The organism is Mycobacterium paraintracellulare, from assembly GCF_000276825.1.
Lineage (GTDB): Bacteria > Actinomycetota > Actinomycetes > Mycobacteriales > Mycobacteriaceae > Mycobacterium > Mycobacterium intracellulare.
In genome coordinates this window covers 5,228,015-5,242,539 of sequence record NC_016948.1, presented here as the reverse complement: position 1 = coordinate 5,242,539, position 14,525 = coordinate 5,228,015, and the positions used below count along the sequence as shown (strand labels likewise).

11 protein-coding genes are annotated in these 14,525 nt (G+C 69.3%); 7 read left to right on the top strand and 4 right to left on the bottom strand.

Features of this window, described 5'->3' with window-relative positions:
- Positions 1–116 precede the first annotated feature (116 nt).
- From OCQ_RS24360 to OCQ_RS24350, 3 genes are all read left to right on the top strand, one after another.
- Complete coding sequence (locus OCQ_RS24360; protein WP_014386017.1) at positions 117–1,157, top strand: L,D-transpeptidase; 1,041 nt, start codon at positions 117–119, stop codon at positions 1,155–1,157.
- Positions 1,158–1,305: 148 nt separating this feature from the next.
- Positions 1,306–1,905 (top strand): TetR/AcrR family transcriptional regulator, encoded by a 600-nt coding sequence (locus OCQ_RS24355; RefSeq protein ID WP_014386016.1) that lies wholly within the window; start codon positions 1,306–1,308, stop codon positions 1,903–1,905.
- Positions 1,902–4,157 (top strand): molybdopterin-dependent oxidoreductase, encoded by a 2,256-nt coding sequence (locus tag OCQ_RS24350; RefSeq protein WP_014386015.1) that lies wholly within the window; start codon positions 1,902–1,904, stop codon positions 4,155–4,157. Before OCQ_RS24355 ends, OCQ_RS24350 begins: the two co-directional genes overlap by 4 nt.
- On the opposite strand, the gene OCQ_RS24345 is transcribed toward OCQ_RS24350, so the two are convergent.
- Positions 4,141–6,129, bottom strand: a complete 1,989-nt coding sequence (locus tag OCQ_RS24345; RefSeq protein ID WP_008261910.1) for a M13 family metallopeptidase — start codon at positions 6,127–6,129, stop codon at positions 4,141–4,143. The two genes, OCQ_RS24350 and OCQ_RS24345, sit on opposite strands and share 17 nt — an antisense overlap.
- A 41-nt stretch (positions 6,130–6,170) precedes the next feature.
- Here OCQ_RS24345 and OCQ_RS24340 point away from each other — a divergent pair, with 41 nt between their 5' ends.
- Both OCQ_RS24340 and OCQ_RS24335 read left to right on the top strand, forming a co-directional pair.
- Entirely contained in the window at positions 6,171–6,854 is a 684-nt protein-coding gene (locus OCQ_RS24340) for a hypothetical protein (protein WP_014386014.1), read from the top strand.
- A complete protein-coding gene (locus OCQ_RS24335) occupies positions 6,851–7,534 on the top strand; it encodes a hypothetical protein (RefSeq protein WP_008261908.1) in 684 nt (227 codons plus the stop codon). Before OCQ_RS24340 ends, OCQ_RS24335 begins: the two co-directional genes overlap by 4 nt.
- A 1-nt stretch (position 7,535) precedes the next feature.
- Here OCQ_RS24335 and OCQ_RS24330 read toward each other — a convergent pair whose 3' ends face one another.
- Together OCQ_RS24330 and OCQ_RS24325 are read right to left on the bottom strand one after the other, a co-directional pair.
- Entirely contained in the window at positions 7,536–8,084 is a 549-nt protein-coding gene (locus OCQ_RS24330; RefSeq protein WP_008261906.1) for a helix-turn-helix domain-containing protein, read from the bottom strand.
- Positions 8,081–11,137, bottom strand: coding sequence for an MMPL family transporter (locus OCQ_RS24325; RefSeq protein WP_009952659.1), 3,057 nt, complete (start codon positions 11,135–11,137; stop codon positions 8,081–8,083). The genes OCQ_RS24330 and OCQ_RS24325 overlap by 4 nt, the downstream gene beginning before the upstream one ends.
- 341 nt (positions 11,138–11,478) lie before the next feature.
- Here OCQ_RS24325 and OCQ_RS24320 point away from each other — a divergent pair, with 341 nt between their 5' ends.
- Positions 11,479–12,030: a hemophore gene (locus OCQ_RS24320; RefSeq protein ID WP_041785834.1), complete on the top strand. Its 552-nt coding sequence runs from the start codon at positions 11,479–11,481 to the stop codon at positions 12,028–12,030.
- Here OCQ_RS24320 and OCQ_RS24315 read toward each other — a convergent pair.
- On the bottom strand, positions 12,027–13,205 hold the full coding sequence (locus OCQ_RS24315) for a lysylphosphatidylglycerol synthase transmembrane domain-containing protein (RefSeq protein WP_014386011.1): 1,179 nt from the start codon (positions 13,203–13,205) through the stop codon (positions 12,027–12,029). The two genes, OCQ_RS24320 and OCQ_RS24315, sit on opposite strands and share 4 nt — an antisense overlap.
- A gap of 167 nt (positions 13,206–13,372) precedes the next feature.
- Between OCQ_RS24315 and OCQ_RS24310 the strand changes: the two genes are divergently transcribed.
- Complete coding sequence (locus OCQ_RS24310; RefSeq protein ID WP_014386010.1) at positions 13,373–14,521, top strand: AI-2E family transporter; 1,149 nt, start codon at positions 13,373–13,375, stop codon at positions 14,519–14,521.
- The last annotated feature ends 4 nt before the right edge of the window (positions 14,522–14,525 follow it).

Sequence of the window (14,525 nt, the reverse complement as noted above, 5' to 3'; positions counted from 1 at the left end):
GCCCAGCTCAGAGGCGTGTTCTTGGCGGCTCCGGGGCCGCGGACGCCCGCCGGCGACGGTCGACGGCGCCCGCCCTATGCCAGACTGTGTCGGAGTAGACGAGTGGAGGTATGCATATGTCGGGCTGGACGAAGGCCTGGACTTTCAAGGGTCTCTTCGCCGCTCTGAACGTCACCGGCTGGGGCGCAGTGTTGACCCTGGCGCTGGTGCTGAGCGCCGCCCCCGCGCTGGCCGACCCGGACCCGGCTCCCGCCGACCCGGGCGCCGTCGCCGCCCCGCCCGGCCCACCCGCGCCGCCGGACCCCTTCGCGCCGCCACCCCCGCCCGACCCGCTGGCACCCCTGCCCCCGCCCGACCCGGCGGCGACGCCACCATGGCTCCCGCCCATGGCGGAACCCGCTGCGGCCTCGGCCGCCGGGCAGAACCCCACCCCGTTCACCGGGACGGCCCCGTTCGGGCCCCCCAAGATCCAGCCCGCCAACGGGTCGACCGTCGGCGTCGCCCAGCCGATCATCATCAACTTTCCGGGACGCGTCGACGACGCCGGCGCCGCGGAGGGCGCGGTCCACGTCTCGTCGGTGCCCGCGGTCCCGGGCAAGTTCTACTGGATGACCCCGACGCAGCTGCGCTGGCGGCCGTTGAGCTTCTGGCCCGCCCACACCGCGGTGACCGTCGACGCCGGGGGCACCGTGTCGAGCTTCCGCACCGGAGACACGCTGGTCGCCACGGCCGACGACGCCACGCATCAGCTGACCGTCACCCGCAACGGCACGGTGGAGAAGACGATCCCGATGTCGATGGGCATGACGTCCGGCAACCACCAAACCCCCAACGGCACCTACTACGTGCAGGACAAGAAGGCGTCGGTGGTGATGGATTCGTCCACCTATGGGGTCCCGGTCAACTCGACCTACGGCTACAAGGTGACGGTGGAGGACGCGGTCCGGTTCGACAACGTCGGCGACTACGTGCACAGCGCCCCCTGGTCGGTGGACGACCAGGGCAAGCGCGACGTCAGCCACGGCTGCATCAACATCAGCCCCTCCAACGCGAAGTGGTTCTTCGACAACTTCGGCGCGGGAGACCCGATCATCGTGAAGAACTCCACCGGCGGCAACTACAAGAAGAACGACGGCTCCGCCGACTGGATGAACTAGCTGTCCGAGAGCAGTCGCAGAATCGCCCGTTTCCCCCGCGAAATCGGGCGATTTTGCGTCTGTTGACCATCTCCTCCCCGAGGGGGCTTCCGCGGACCCGGCGGTTATGTATAGCATCATATATAACTTCGGCCCCTGAGGAGCGGCGATGCGCGGTCCACGCGACCGGATGGTGGTTTCGGCCGCCCTGCTGATCAGGGAGCGCGGCGCCCACGCCACCGCCATCTCCGACGTCCTCGAGCACAGCGGCGCGCCGCGCGGATCGGCCTACCACTACTTCCCGGGCGGGCGCACGCAACTGCTTTGCGAGGCCGTGGACTACGCCGGCGACCACGTCGCCGCGATCATCGCCGACGCCGCGAGCGGCCTCGACCTGATCGACACCCTGATCGACAAATTCCGCCAGCAGCTGCTCGACAGCGACTTCCGCGCCGGCTGCCCCATCGTCGCCGTGTCCGTGGAGGCGGGCGAGCAGGACGCCGAGCGCATGGCGCCGGTCGTCGAGCGCGCGGCGGCGGCGTTCGACCGCTGGACCGACCTGATCGCCCAGCGCTTCATCGCCGACGGCGTAGCCCGGGAACAGGCGGGCGAATTGGCGGTCCTGGCCACCACCGCGCTCGAGGGCGCGATCCTGCTGGCCCGGGTGCGCCGCGACCTGATGCCCCTCGACGTCGTCCGCCGCCAGGTGCGCGAACTGCTCTTGGCTACGTCGTCGTATCGGGTGACCGGAGAGGATGTCCCACAGTGACCACAGACACGACCGGTGAATGGCACTCCACCGCATGCATCCTGTGCGAATGCAACTGCGGCATCGTCGTTCAGCTCGACGATCGCCGGCTGGCCCGCATCCGCGGTGACAAGGCGCACCCGGCATCGCAGGGCTACACCTGCAACAAGGCGTTGCGGCTGGATCACTACCAGAACAGCCGCACCCGGCTGACCGCCCCGCTGCGCCGACGCGCCGACGGCAGCTACGAGGAAATCGACTGGGACACCGCGATCGTGGAGATCGCCGAGGGATTCAAGCACATCCGCGACACCTACGGCGGGGACAAGATCTTCTACTACGGCGGCGGCGGGCAGGGCAATCACCTGGGCGGGGCGTACAGCGGCGCCTTCCTGAAGGCGCTCGGCTCACGGTACCGCTCAAATGCGTTGGCGCAGGAGAAAACCGGCGAGTCCTGGGTCGACGGGCAGCTGTACGGCGGTCACACCAGGGGAGAGTTCGAGCACGCCGAGGTGGCGGTGTTCGTCGGCAAGAACCCGTGGATGTCGCAGAGCTTTCCGCGCGCCCGGGTGGTGCTGAACGACATCGCCAAGGATCCGGCCCGGTCGATGATCGTCATCGACCCCGTCGTCACCGACACCGCCAAGATGTCCGACTTCCACCTGCGGGTGCGGCCCGGCACCGACGGGTGGTGCCTGGCGGCGCTGGCCGCCGTCCTCGTCCAGGAAAACCTCTGCGACGAGACGTTTCTCGCCGAGCACGTGCGCGGCGCCGACACCGTCCGCGACGCGTTGCGCGACGTCGCGGTCGCCGACTACGCCCAACACTGCGGGGTCGACGAGGAACTGCTGCGCGCGGCGGCGCGGCGCATCGGCGCCGCGGCGAGCGTCTCGGTCTTCGAGGATCTCGGCGTGCAGCAGGCACCCAACAGCACGCTGTGCTCCTACCTGAACAAGCTGCTCTGGGTTCTCACCGGCAACTTCGCGAAAAAGGGTGGCCAGCACCTGCATTCGTCGTTCGCGCCGCTGTTCGGCCAGTTCTCCGGCCGCACCCCGGTCACCGGCGCGCCCATCATCTCCGGGCTGGTGCCCAGCAACGTGGTCCCCGAGGAAATCCTGACCGACCATCCGGACCGCTTCCGCGCCGTGATCGTGGAAAGCAGCAACCCCGCTCACTCGCTGGCCGATTCGACCGCCTGCCGCGAAGCCTTCCAGTCGCTGGAACTGATGGTGGTCATCGACGTCGCGATGACCGAGACCGCCAGGCTCGCCCACTATGTACTTCCAGCCGCGTCCCAATTCGAGAAGCCGGAAGCCACCTTCTTCAACCTGGAGTTCCCGCACAACACTTTCCAATTGCGCCGTCCGCTGCTCGAGCCGTTGCCGGGAACACTGCCCGAGCCCGAGATCTGGGCGCGGTTGGTGCGGGCGCTCGGCGTGGTCGACGACGCGGATCTGCGGCCCCTGCGCGAAGCCGCCCAGCGGGGTCGGCAAGCGTACGCCGAGGCCTTCCTGTCCGCCGCCGCCACCAATCCCACGGTGGCTCAGCTACTTCCGTACGTGCTCTACGAGACGCTCGGACCGACCTTGCCGGACGGGCTGCGCGGGGCGGCCGCCCTGTGGGGCCTGGCTCAGAAGACCGCGATGAACTATCCCGACGCCGTGCGGCGCGCCGGTCACGCCGACGGCAACGCCCTGTTCGACGCGATCCTCGACAACCCCTCGGGCGTGACGTTCACCGTCCACAATTACGAGGACGACTTCGCGTTGATCAGCCACTCCGACCAGAAGATCGCGCTGGAAATCCCGTCGATGCTCGACGAATTGGCAGCGCTGGCCCGGACCCCGGCCGAGCTGACCACGCCCGATTTCCCGATCGTGCTGTCGGTGGGGGAGCGGCGCGCCTACACCGCCAACGACATCTTCCGCGACCCGTCGTGGCGCAAACGCGACGCCGACGGCGCGCTGCGGGTGAGCGTGGAAGACGCCCAGGCCCTAGGGCTCGTCGACGGATGCCGGGCCCGCATCAGCACCGCGGCCGGCAGCGCCGAGGCCACCGTCGAAATCACCGAGACCATGCTCGCCGGACATGCCGCCCTGCCCAACGGTTTTGGGCTCGACTATCTCGACGACGACGGTCACACCGTGGTGCCCGGAGTGGCCCCGAACGCCCTGACCTCGATCGGGTGGCGCGACCCCTACGCGGGCACGCCGTGGCACAAGCACGTGCCCGCGCGCATCGAGGCGCTGACGCCGGTCAGTTCCAGATCTTGACCCGGCGCTCCGGTTCCAGGAACAGCGCGCCGGTGTCGGCGCCGTCGAACGCGTCGTAGAAGGCGTCCATGTTGCGCAGCACGCCGTTGCAGCGGAATTCCGGTGGCGAGTGCGGGTCCACCGCCAGCCGCCGGATCGCTTCGGCCTCGCGGGATTTGGTGCGCCACACCTGGGCCCAGCCGTAGAACACGCGCTGCACGCCGGTCAAGCCGTCGATCACGGGGGCGGGTTGGCCGTTCAGTGACAGCTGATAGGCCAGCAGCGCGATCGACAACCCACCCAGATCCCCGATGTTCTCCCCGACAGTGAACGCGCCGTTCACGTGGTGGCCGCTCGACAGCCCCCTCGGGATGTACGTGTCGTACTGCGCGATGAGGGCCTTTGTGCGAGCACCGAATTCGGCGCGGTCGGCGTCGGTCCACCAGTCGACCAGGTTGCCGTCGCCGTCGTACTTGGCGCCCTGGTCGTCGAAGCCGTGACCGATCTCGTGCCCGATCACCGCGCCGATGCCGCCGTAGTTCGCGGCGTCATCGGCCTCGGCGTCGAAGAACGGCGGCTGCAAAATGGCCGCCGGGAAGACGATTTCGTTCATCCCCGGGTTGTAGTACGCGTTGACCGTCTGCGGGGTCATGAACCACTCGTCCTTGTCCACCGGGCCGCCGAGCTTGGCCAGCTCGCGGTCGTGGTTGACGGCGTACCCGCGCTGGTAGTTGCCGTAGAGGTCGTCGCGGTCGATCACCAGCGTGGAGTAGTCCCGCCATTTCGCCGGGTAGCCGACCTTGGCGGTGAACTTGTCGAGCTTGGCCAGCGCCCGCTCCCGCGTCTGGGGCGTCATCCACTCCAGGTCGTTGATGCTCATCCGGTAGGCCGCCTGCAGGTTGGCCACCAGCTCGTCGATGCGCGCCTTGGCGCCGGGCGGGAAATGCCGTTGCACGTACAGCTTTCCGACGGCGTCGCCCATCAGGCTCTCGACCAGCGAGACCGCCCGCTTCCACCGGTCCCGGATCTGCTCGGTGCCGGTCAACCGGCGGCCGTAGAAGTCGAAGTCCGCGGCCACCACCTCGTCGGTCAGCCAGGCGGCCCGCGCGCGGATCACCCGCCACCGCGCCCAGCTCTTCCACACCTCGAGGTCCTCGCTGCGCCACAGCTCGGCGAATGACCGAACGTAATCCGGTTGGCGCACAACGACTTCCGCGAGCGCTTCGGGCTGGGTGCCCAGCGCGGCGACCCACGTGCCCCAGGCGAAACCCACCGACTCGTCGCGCAGTTCGGCGAACGTGCGCAAGTTGTAGGTGAGGTCGGCGTCGCGGCGCTTGACCACATCCCAATGCGCCTCGGCCAGCCGGGTCTCGAGCGCGACGATGCGCTCGGCGGTCCGGATGTGGCTTTCCGGGTCGCCGCCGAAGACCAGGCCGAACATCCGGGCGATGTGCCCGGGGTACGCCTCGAGCACCTCGGCGTGCTGTTCTTCGCGGTAATAGGACTCGTCGGGCAGCCCGAGTCCGGACTGGGTGAAGTGCACCAGGTAACGGGCCGAGTTCTTGGCGTCGGTGTCCACATACATCGCGACACCGCCGCCCACCCCGGTGCGCTGCAGGGCGCCGAGGGCGGCGGCCAGCGCGTCGGCGTCGGCCGCGTCGTCGATCACGGCCAGTTCGTCGAGCAGCGGGCGCACGCCGCGCCGCTGGACGGTCTCCTCGTCGAGAAAGCTCGCATACAGGTCGCCGATGCGTTGCGCGTCCGCGTCGCCGGCGGCCGCACCCCGCTCGCTGGCCTCGACGATCAGGTCCCGCACCTGCTCCTCGGCGCGGTCGTACAGCTGCCGGAAGGCGCCGTCGGTGGCCCGGTCCGCCGGTATCTCGTATTCGGCCAGCCAGCGGCCGTTGACGTGACCGAACAGGTCGTCTTGGGGGCGGATGCTGTCGTCTACGTAGCTCAGGTCGATGCCCGAGCGGAGGGCCGTATTCGTCACCCCGCCATCCTTCCATCTTTCCCGGGTGCGACGATCGGGCCATGTCCGAGGGCGCGCGCACCGAGCCACCTGCCGAAGAAGATGTCGTCGACGCCGGCGACGACGCCGAAGAGGGCGGCCACCCGACCGCCGACGACGCTGACGACGGCGAACCCGGCGATGGGGTCTTCTCGCATTACGGGGTGGCGTCAACGGTTCTCGGCGTGCTGTCGGTGGCCGCGGTCGTGCTCGGGGTGATCATCTGGTCCGGCCACCGCGACCAGGTCGCCGAGCGCGGTTATCTGAGCCGCGTCATGCAGACCGCCGCCGGGTGGACCAACGTGCTGATCAACATGAACAGCGGCAACGTCGACGCCAGCCTGCAGCGGCTGCACGACGGCACGGTCGGCGAACTCAACACCTACTTCGATGCCGCCGTGCAGCCCTACCGGGCGGTGGTGGAAAAGCTGCAGTCCAAGAGCGCCGGGCGGATCGACGCGGTGGCGATCGAAACCGTGCACCACGAGCTGGACGCCCAGCCCGGCGCCGACAGGCCCCCGGGGTCGGAATCGGTGACGACCAAGCTGCCGCCGTTCGCCAGCCGGACCGACTCGGTGCTGCTGGTCGCCACGTCCGTCAGCGAAAACGCCGGCGCCAAGCCGCAGACCGTGCACTGGAACCTGCGGCTGGACGTGTCCGACGTCGACGGCAAGCTGATGATTTCCGGACTGAGTTCGATCCGATGAGAAACATCTGGCGACTGTTCGCATTCGACATCGCGGCCCCGCTGGCCGCGATCGCCGCGTTGGTGGCCATCGGGGTGGTGCTCGGCTGGCCGCTGTGGTGGGTGTCGGCCTGCTCGGTGCTGGTCCTGCTGACCCTCGAGGGCGTCGCGGTCAACTTCTGGCTGCTGCGCCGCGATTCGGTCAGCCTCGGCACCGACGACGACGCGCCGGGGCTGCGGTTGGCGGTGGCCCTGCTGTGCACGGCCGCCCTGGCGGCGGCCGTCGCGACCGGATACACGCACTGGACGAAGACGGACCGCGACTTCACCGACGACTCCCGCAAGGTCGTGCGGATCGCCACCGGCATGGCCGAGGCCATGGCGTCGTTCAGCCCCACCGCCCCGACCGATGCGATCGACCGGGCCACGGCCATGGTCGTCCCCGAGCATGCGGCGGCGTTCAAGGAGCAGTACACCAAGTCCAGCGCCGAGCTGGGCCAGCACAAGGTCACCGCCCAGGCCGCCACGGTCTCGGCCGGCGTCGAGGCGCTCGGGCCGACGGCGGCCAGCGTCGCGGTGATCCTGCGGGTGACCCAGAACGCGCCGGGCCAGCCACCCAGTCAGGTGGCGCCGGCGCTGCGGGTGACGCTGACCAAGCGCGGTAGCGACTGGCTGGTCGCCGACGTGCTGCCGATCAGGTAGCTCAGTTGGATTCGGCCGAGGGGCCGGACTTCACCTTCACGAACCGGTCCGACAACCGGCGGATGCGGATCATCAGTGCGGCCGTCGGGCTGGTGCTGCCGTCGAGGTAGCCGCCCAGCTCCTCGGGGCTGACCCCGATGCGGGACGCGAACTCCTGCTGCGCGAGTCCCGAGCGGTCGATCAGTAGCCGCACGTGGCGGGCCACCTCGGCGCGCTCGTTGGCGTCCAGGTGGGTGCGGGCGCGCTCGAGCACCTCCCACAGCGCCTTGGCGATGCCGTAGGGGCGGGTGCCGCCGAGGACCTCTTCGACCTGGCGGGCGGTGCGCCCGTACGGGTCGCGCTTCAACGCGCCGGCGATGCGCTTCCAGGTGGCGATGTCACCGCCCTGCAGGGCCGACCGGATGGCGGCGGTCGGCCAGAACTCCACCGGCTGGTCCAGGTCCGGAACGGATCCGGACGGCCCCTCGGACGGGCCACCGCCGCGGTTGCGCTGTTCGGGGGCCGGCCGGCGGGGCGGCGGTGGGGGGCGTCGGTCGGATGCCAACGTCACCTCGCCTCCTCCAGCATCGCTACCGCCACGGACAGGCAGCGTTCCCTGATCCCCTCCCAGTCCGAGTTCGCGTCGGCTTCCGACCCCTGGTCTTCCGGGTAGTCGCACGGATCGGGATCTGCGAGTCGACGGACCAACTGGGTGGCGATGCATTGCCGCCTGGACGATTCACAACAGTAATACCTGTCCATTCCGGCCAGCACCACCGCGGCGGTCTCGGGTTCCATCGCATCCACCATGTCTGCAAAGTCGGCATAATCGCGGCGACTGTTACGGCACATGATGAGGTAGCCCTTGAGCCGCAGGGTCTCCGCGCCGGTCGGGACCAGCAACCGGTCGCCGGTGGGCAGCTGCACATGGGTCGTCTCCACCGGGCTGCGCCGCGCGTACCTCGGACGGTCGGTGGCCCCCGCCGGTGCGGCGTCCGGGTCGGTCTCGAGCGCGTCGATCGCCACCGACAGGCGGCCCCGCCACAGCGTCACCGGATGAACGGGCCGGTCCGACCCGGAAATGGCCTTGGCGATCCCGTTGCGCGCCGCCAGCCCGCCGACGAGCTTCTTGGGGCCCGACGAACCGTTGGCATGGCCGTTGGTGGCGGTCTTCCTGTCGGCCGCGGTCACCCCGACGGCGACCTTCTCCTCGCCCAGCGCTACCTGGTGGGGGATCTGCCCGGGCCCCAGGCCGCGGGTGCGTTCCTCGTCGGGGCCCGACGAAGCCTGACCGCGGCCGCGACCGCAGCCGCTGAAGGCCAGTGGATCGGTCACGCAGATGGCGTCGGGCGCCAGGTGCTTGAGCTTGGCGGCGGACTTGAGCACCATCCGCAGGTCCGCGCTGGGCGCCACCAGCGCCGAGATGTCGTCGGGAATGACGACGACGTCGCCGAGGTCGACCTCCGGCAGCGGCCGGTCGAAGTCGACCGACGGCAGCACGCGGGACAGCCACGGCGGCAGCCACCAGTTCCACTGCGCGAACATCGCCATCAACGCCGGAACCATCACCAGCCGCACCACGGTGGCGTCCACCGCGATCGCCACGGCACAGGCCACGCCGATCTCGGCCACCAGCGGCATGCCGGCGAAGGCGAACCCGACGAACACCGCGATCATGATCAGCGCCGCGCTGGTGATGGTGCGGGCGCTGGTGCTGACGCCGTAGGCCACCGCGTCACGGGTGTTGCCCGAATGCAGGAACCGTTCCCGGATGCGGGTGAGCAGGAAGATCTCGTAGTCCATCGACAACCCGAAGGTCATCGCGAGCACCAACGGGGGAACCGTGCTGTCGATCGAGCTGATCTGGGCGAAGCCGAGATCCTTCAGCCATCCCCACTGGAACACCATCACCAAACTGCCGTAGGCGGCCGCGACCGACAGCAACGTCATCAAGACGCCCTTGAGCGCCAAGAACACCGAGTGGACGGACACCAACAGCATCACGAACGCGATCAGCGCGACGAAGCCCAGCACCAACGGTTCGGTCGCCGACACCTGGTCGTCGAAGTCCTTGATCAGCGCGGTCGGGCCGCCGACGTCCACGCGCGCGGTCCCCAACTGTTGGACCTTGGGGAGCTCCGCGCGCATCCAGCCCACGGTTTCGCGGGCCCGCATGTCCTCGGGGTCCACCGACAGCACCGCGGACAGCAGCGCGCTGCCGTTGTCCTCGGCGTACTGGGGCGGTGACACCGAGACGATGTTCGGCGCCTGCGTCATCCGCTGGCGGACCGCGCCGACGGTGTGGCTGTGCTCGGGCGAGGCCGCCCCGCCCTCGGGGAAGTTGATCAGCACCCGGATCGGCCCGAGCGCGCCCGGACCCAACGCCTGGGCGGCGGCGCCGACGCCGGCGCGGATCTCGTGGGACGAGTCGAACTGGCGTAACAGGCTGTTGCCCAACACCATTGACGCCGCGGGCGCGGCCATCACGAGCAGCACCAGCGACGCCGCCAGCGCGGACATCCACGGCCGGCGCATCACCCATCCGATCCACCGGTTCCAGAACCGCGACTGGGTGCTTTCGGGCCGACGGGACCAGTGCAGGAAGCCCGACCGCTTGGCGGCCGCCCGGCCGAACGTCGCCAGCGCCGCCGGTGTCAGGGTGGTCGAGGTCAGCATCGCGACGGCGACGGCCAGGATCGCGCCGGTGGCCATCGACTTCAGCGCCGGGGTGTTGATCACGTAGATCCCGGTGAGGGACGCGACGACGGTCGCGCCGGACAGCACCACGGCCAGCCCGGAGGTCGCCATCGCGGCGTCGACGGCCTCGCGGGGCTGGCGCCCGCTGCGCAGTTCCTCGCGGAAGCGCATCAAGATGAACAGCGAATAGTCCACGGCCAGCGCGATCCCGAACATCGACACCGTCGAGGTCACGAACACCGACATGGTGGTGTACGCGGAGAGCAGGTACACCAGGCCCATCGTCACCACGACCGTGCACACGCCCAGTGCCAGAGGGATCGCCGCGGCGGCCAGTGAGCCGAACACGGCGAGCAGGACGATGAGGATCACCGGCAGGTTCCACCGTTCCGCGGCGGCGATGTCGTGCTTGGTGTTGGCGGCCGCGGCGGCGCTCAGCGCGCCCTGGCCGATGACGTAGAGCCGCACCCGGCCGTTGGCGGTCTGGCCGGGCTGGTCGCCCTTGATGCCGACCTTCGTGCGGAGCTTCTTGGCGACGTCGCTGGTGTTGCGGGAATCGAGCCGCACCGACAGCACGTAGGGGCGATCGGGTTGCGGCGGCCGCTGGGTGGGGTTGGGGATCTCCGAGGTGCCGGGGACCTCGGCGGTGAGCCGTCGCAACTGTGCGACCGCCTCGTTCATGTCCTGGTAGGTGGCGTCGGCGCGGGGCGCGGCCACCAGCGCCAGCGATGACCCGCCCTGGTCGTGGTAGAGCTCCTCGAGCTGGTCGTGGACCGCCAGCGATTGGGAACCGGCCACGTCGAAACCGCCGCCGGTGAGGTTGCCGGATTGCGTCAGCGCCAGGTAGACCGCAGGAACCAACGCCAGCAACCAGCCTGTGAAGACCAACCAGCGGTACTTACGCAGGCTGCGGCTGAGGCGCATCATCAACTGCTGGATTTTTCTCGCTCCCCGGTTCTCGCGTAACGCGTGCAGGCGAGGATACCGGAGCACGCTGTGGTTTATGTGGGGTTATGTAGTTCCTGAGCTGCGGTGACGGCGTCGTTGCCAAGAAGCTGCGGAGTCGTTGTGAACCGGTGACCAAGCGGGATCTCGGTCACATCCGCAGTTCGCGGCTGGCCGGGCGATATCGGCGGTGGCAGGATGTCGGTTGGCCTGGCGGGTCCTCGGGGGATTCAGGGGGACCCGGCCATCGGTAAGGCCGTCCATTGCAGCTGTTTGCGACGCGCTCATCCGTGGCGGTCCGCGCAAACTGTGAGGAGTTCTCGATGACGACAGGCAGCGCTGGACGGCGTGGCAAAATCTTGGCCGGCCTGATCGCCGCCGCCGCGCCCGGCGCCGCCCTCGCGGTGCTCGCCGGTCCGCCGGCGACCGGCGCCAACGATCCGTGCGCGGCCAGCGAGGTCGCCCGCACCATCGGCTCGGTCTCGAAGTCGATGGGTGACTACCTGGATTCGCACCCCGAGACCAACCAGACGATGACCTCGATGCTGCAGCAGCAGGCGGGGCCGCAGTCGCTGAGCGGGCTGAAGAGCTACTTCGACGCCAACCCGAAGGTCGCCGGGGACATGACGTCCATCGCGCAACCCCTGACCAGCCTGTCGCTGCAGTGCAAGCTGCCGATCTCGATCCCGCAGATGATGGGCATGATGCAGCAGGCGCAGGGGGCCGCGGGCGCCCTGCCCGCGCTTCCCGGTAACCCCCCGGGCGCCTCCCCGCTGGGCGGAACGGCCGCCCCGCCCGCCGCGCCGCAGCCCGCTCCTCTCCCTGCCGGCACCAACCCGCTCTCGGGCCCGCCGCGCGGAAACACCGTCGGCTAGCTGTCCCGGCCCTCGGTCTCCGGGTTTCGGTCGGGCGGCAGCGGCCCCTGCAGGGCGGCCTCGGTCGGGTCGGCGGAAGCGTCGCCCGGCTGCGGCACGATCGGCAGCGGACCGGTGATCGGGTCGTCGTCGGAGTCGTCGACGTTCTCGGTGCGGAACACGAAGAAGAACACCACCCAGCCGACCGCGGCGATGAGCAGCCAGCTGATCAGCCGGTAGATCAGCATGGCCGAGATCGCGCTCGACAGCGACATCCCACTCGAGACCAGCCCCGGCACCAGCACCGCCTCGACGACCAGCAGACCGCCGGGCATCAGCGGGATGGTGCCGACCGCGCGGGCGGCCGCGTAGGCGACGGTCAACCCGGCCACCGACGCGTGGTCCCCTGCGGCGTACGCGGCGAACCCGAGGCAGGCGACGTCGGCGACCCAGTTGAACATCGACCACCCGAACGCCACCCCCAGGTCGCGCCGGCCCAGGCTCACCGATTCGAGTTGCCTCAGCGTCTCGCGCCACTTGTCCAGGCCGGTGTCCGCCGGCCGCCCGCGAACCGAGTTGACCCACGCCAGAACCCGGCTGCCGATGCCCTCGATCAGCTCCGGCCGCGAAGCGACGGCCTGCGCCAGGAGCAGCAGCGCGACGAAACCGCCGAGGGTGAACAGCAACGAGAACGGGTTGTTCTTCGCGCCGAGCAGGAAAGCCCCGCCCAACCCGAGCAAAGCCAATCCCACCGCCTGCAGCACGCCCGACATCACCAGCTGCCACGACGCCACCACCGTCGAGGCGCCCCAGAGCCGCTGCTGGCGAAACAGGAAAGTCGCCGACAGCACCGGTCCGCCGGGCAGCGTGGTGCTCAGCGAGTTGGCGGCATAGAACGCGGCCTCCGAACGCAATTGCTTGACGTGCACCCCGGCCGACCTGAGCAGGGTGCGCTGGATCTGAGCAAAGCTGTGCATCGACGCGGCCGCCGCCACCACCGATGCGAGCAACCACCACCAGTTCGCCTCGTACAGGCTCATCCAGCCTTTGGCCAGCTGATCCCAGCCCAGTGAAACCTCGACGGCAAGCACGATGGCAACCATGCCGAGGATGACCCACCGCACCCACCAGTACTTCCCGCGCGGGGTTTGTTCGCGCGGGAAGTCGAGATGGTGGGCGGGCGCGTCGTGCGACACGTGATTTAGGGTAACGGTGCAGGTGGCGCGGCGATCGCTGCGCGCCGCCGACTGTGTCGCCGTCGTGACCGGATCGTGCCGGCTCCGACGGCTGCAGGCGACCCGCAGGCGCCTCGGAACGGGTTCGGAGCGGCACCAGCGCCCCTTGCGGCCGATAGGCTGGCCAGATGTCAGCAAACATCGACGACGCCTCGGTTGAACCCGTCATACGCAAGACCGCAGCCTGGGCGTGGCGGTTGCTCGTCATTTTGGCGGCCGCGGTCGCCCTGTTGTGGGTGATCCAGAAGCTGGAAATCATCGTCGTTCCGGTGCTGGTGGCGCTGCTGTTGAGCGCGTTGCTGCTGCCGGTGGTCGACTGGCTGGACCAACGGGGCCTGCCCCGTGGCGGCGCGGTGGCGTTGGTGTTGCTGGGCGGCTTCGCGATCCTGGGCGGCATCCTGGCCTTCGTCATCCTGCAGTTCATCGACGGTCTGCCCGGTCTGACCGAACAGGTGGCGCAGAGCATCGAGTCGACCCGCCGGTGGCTGATCAACGGGCCGACGCATCTGCGCAGCGAACAGATCGACAGCGCGGGCAACGCGGCGATCGAGGCGCTGCACAACAATCAGGCGAAGCTGACCAGCGGTGCACTGTCTACCGCGGCTACCGTCACCGAGCTGGTCACGGCGGCGGTGCTGGTGCTGTTCACGCTGATCTTCTTTCTCTACGGCGGGCGCAACATCTGGCAGTACGTGCTCCAGGTCATCCCGTCGGACGTTCGCGCCCGGGTGCACGAGGCTGGCAAGGCCGGGTACGGGTCGCTGATCGGGTATGTGCGGGCCACCTTTCTGGTGGCGCTGACCGACGCGGCCGGGGTCGGTGCCGGCTTGGCGATCATGGGCATCCCGCTGGCGCTGCCGCTGGCCTCCTTGGTGTTCCTGGGTGCCTTCATCCCGCTGATCGGTGCGCTGATTTCGGGCCTGCTGGCCGTGGTGGTCGCCCTGTTGGCCAAGGGCATCGTGTACGCGCTCATGACGCTGGGTGTGTTGATCGCGGTCAATCAGGTCGAGGCCCACCTGCTGCAACCGCTGGTGATGGGCCGCGCGGTCTCGATTCACCCGCTCGCCGTGGTGCTGGCCATTGCCACCGGCGGCGTGCTCGCCGGGATCGTCGGCGCGCTGCTGGCCGTCCCGACGGTCGCATTCCTCAACAACGCGTTCCAGGTGCTGCTGGCGCCGAATCCCGAGGCGGAAGCCGAAAGACAGACCGAGGAGGCGGACGAGACGAACGCCATCCTGCAAGCCGAACCGGACAAACCCGGGGACGGCTCCGGCTGATACA

Excerpts from the sequence above, each read along its gene's own strand:
- OCQ_RS24325 (WP_009952659.1), bottom strand. The coding sequence starts at position 11,137 with ATGATGCGCCTCAGCCGCAGCCTGCGTAAGTACCGCTGGTTGGTCTTC.
- OCQ_RS24335 (WP_008261908.1), top strand. The coding sequence starts at position 6,851 with ATGAGAAACATCTGGCGACTGTTCGCATTCGACATCGCGGCCCCGCTG.
- OCQ_RS24340 (WP_014386014.1), top strand. The coding sequence starts at position 6,171 with ATGTCCGAGGGCGCGCGCACCGAGCCACCTGCCGAAGAAGATGTCGTC.
- OCQ_RS24355 (WP_014386016.1), top strand. The coding sequence starts at position 1,306 with ATGCGCGGTCCACGCGACCGGATGGTGGTTTCGGCCGCCCTGCTGATC.
- OCQ_RS24360 (WP_014386017.1), top strand. The coding sequence starts at position 117 with ATGTCGGGCTGGACGAAGGCCTGGACTTTCAAGGGTCTCTTCGCCGCT.
- OCQ_RS24310 (WP_014386010.1), top strand. The coding sequence starts at position 13,373 with ATGTCAGCAAACATCGACGACGCCTCGGTTGAACCCGTCATACGCAAG.
- OCQ_RS24320 (WP_041785834.1), top strand. The coding sequence starts at position 11,479 with ATGACGACAGGCAGCGCTGGACGGCGTGGCAAAATCTTGGCCGGCCTG.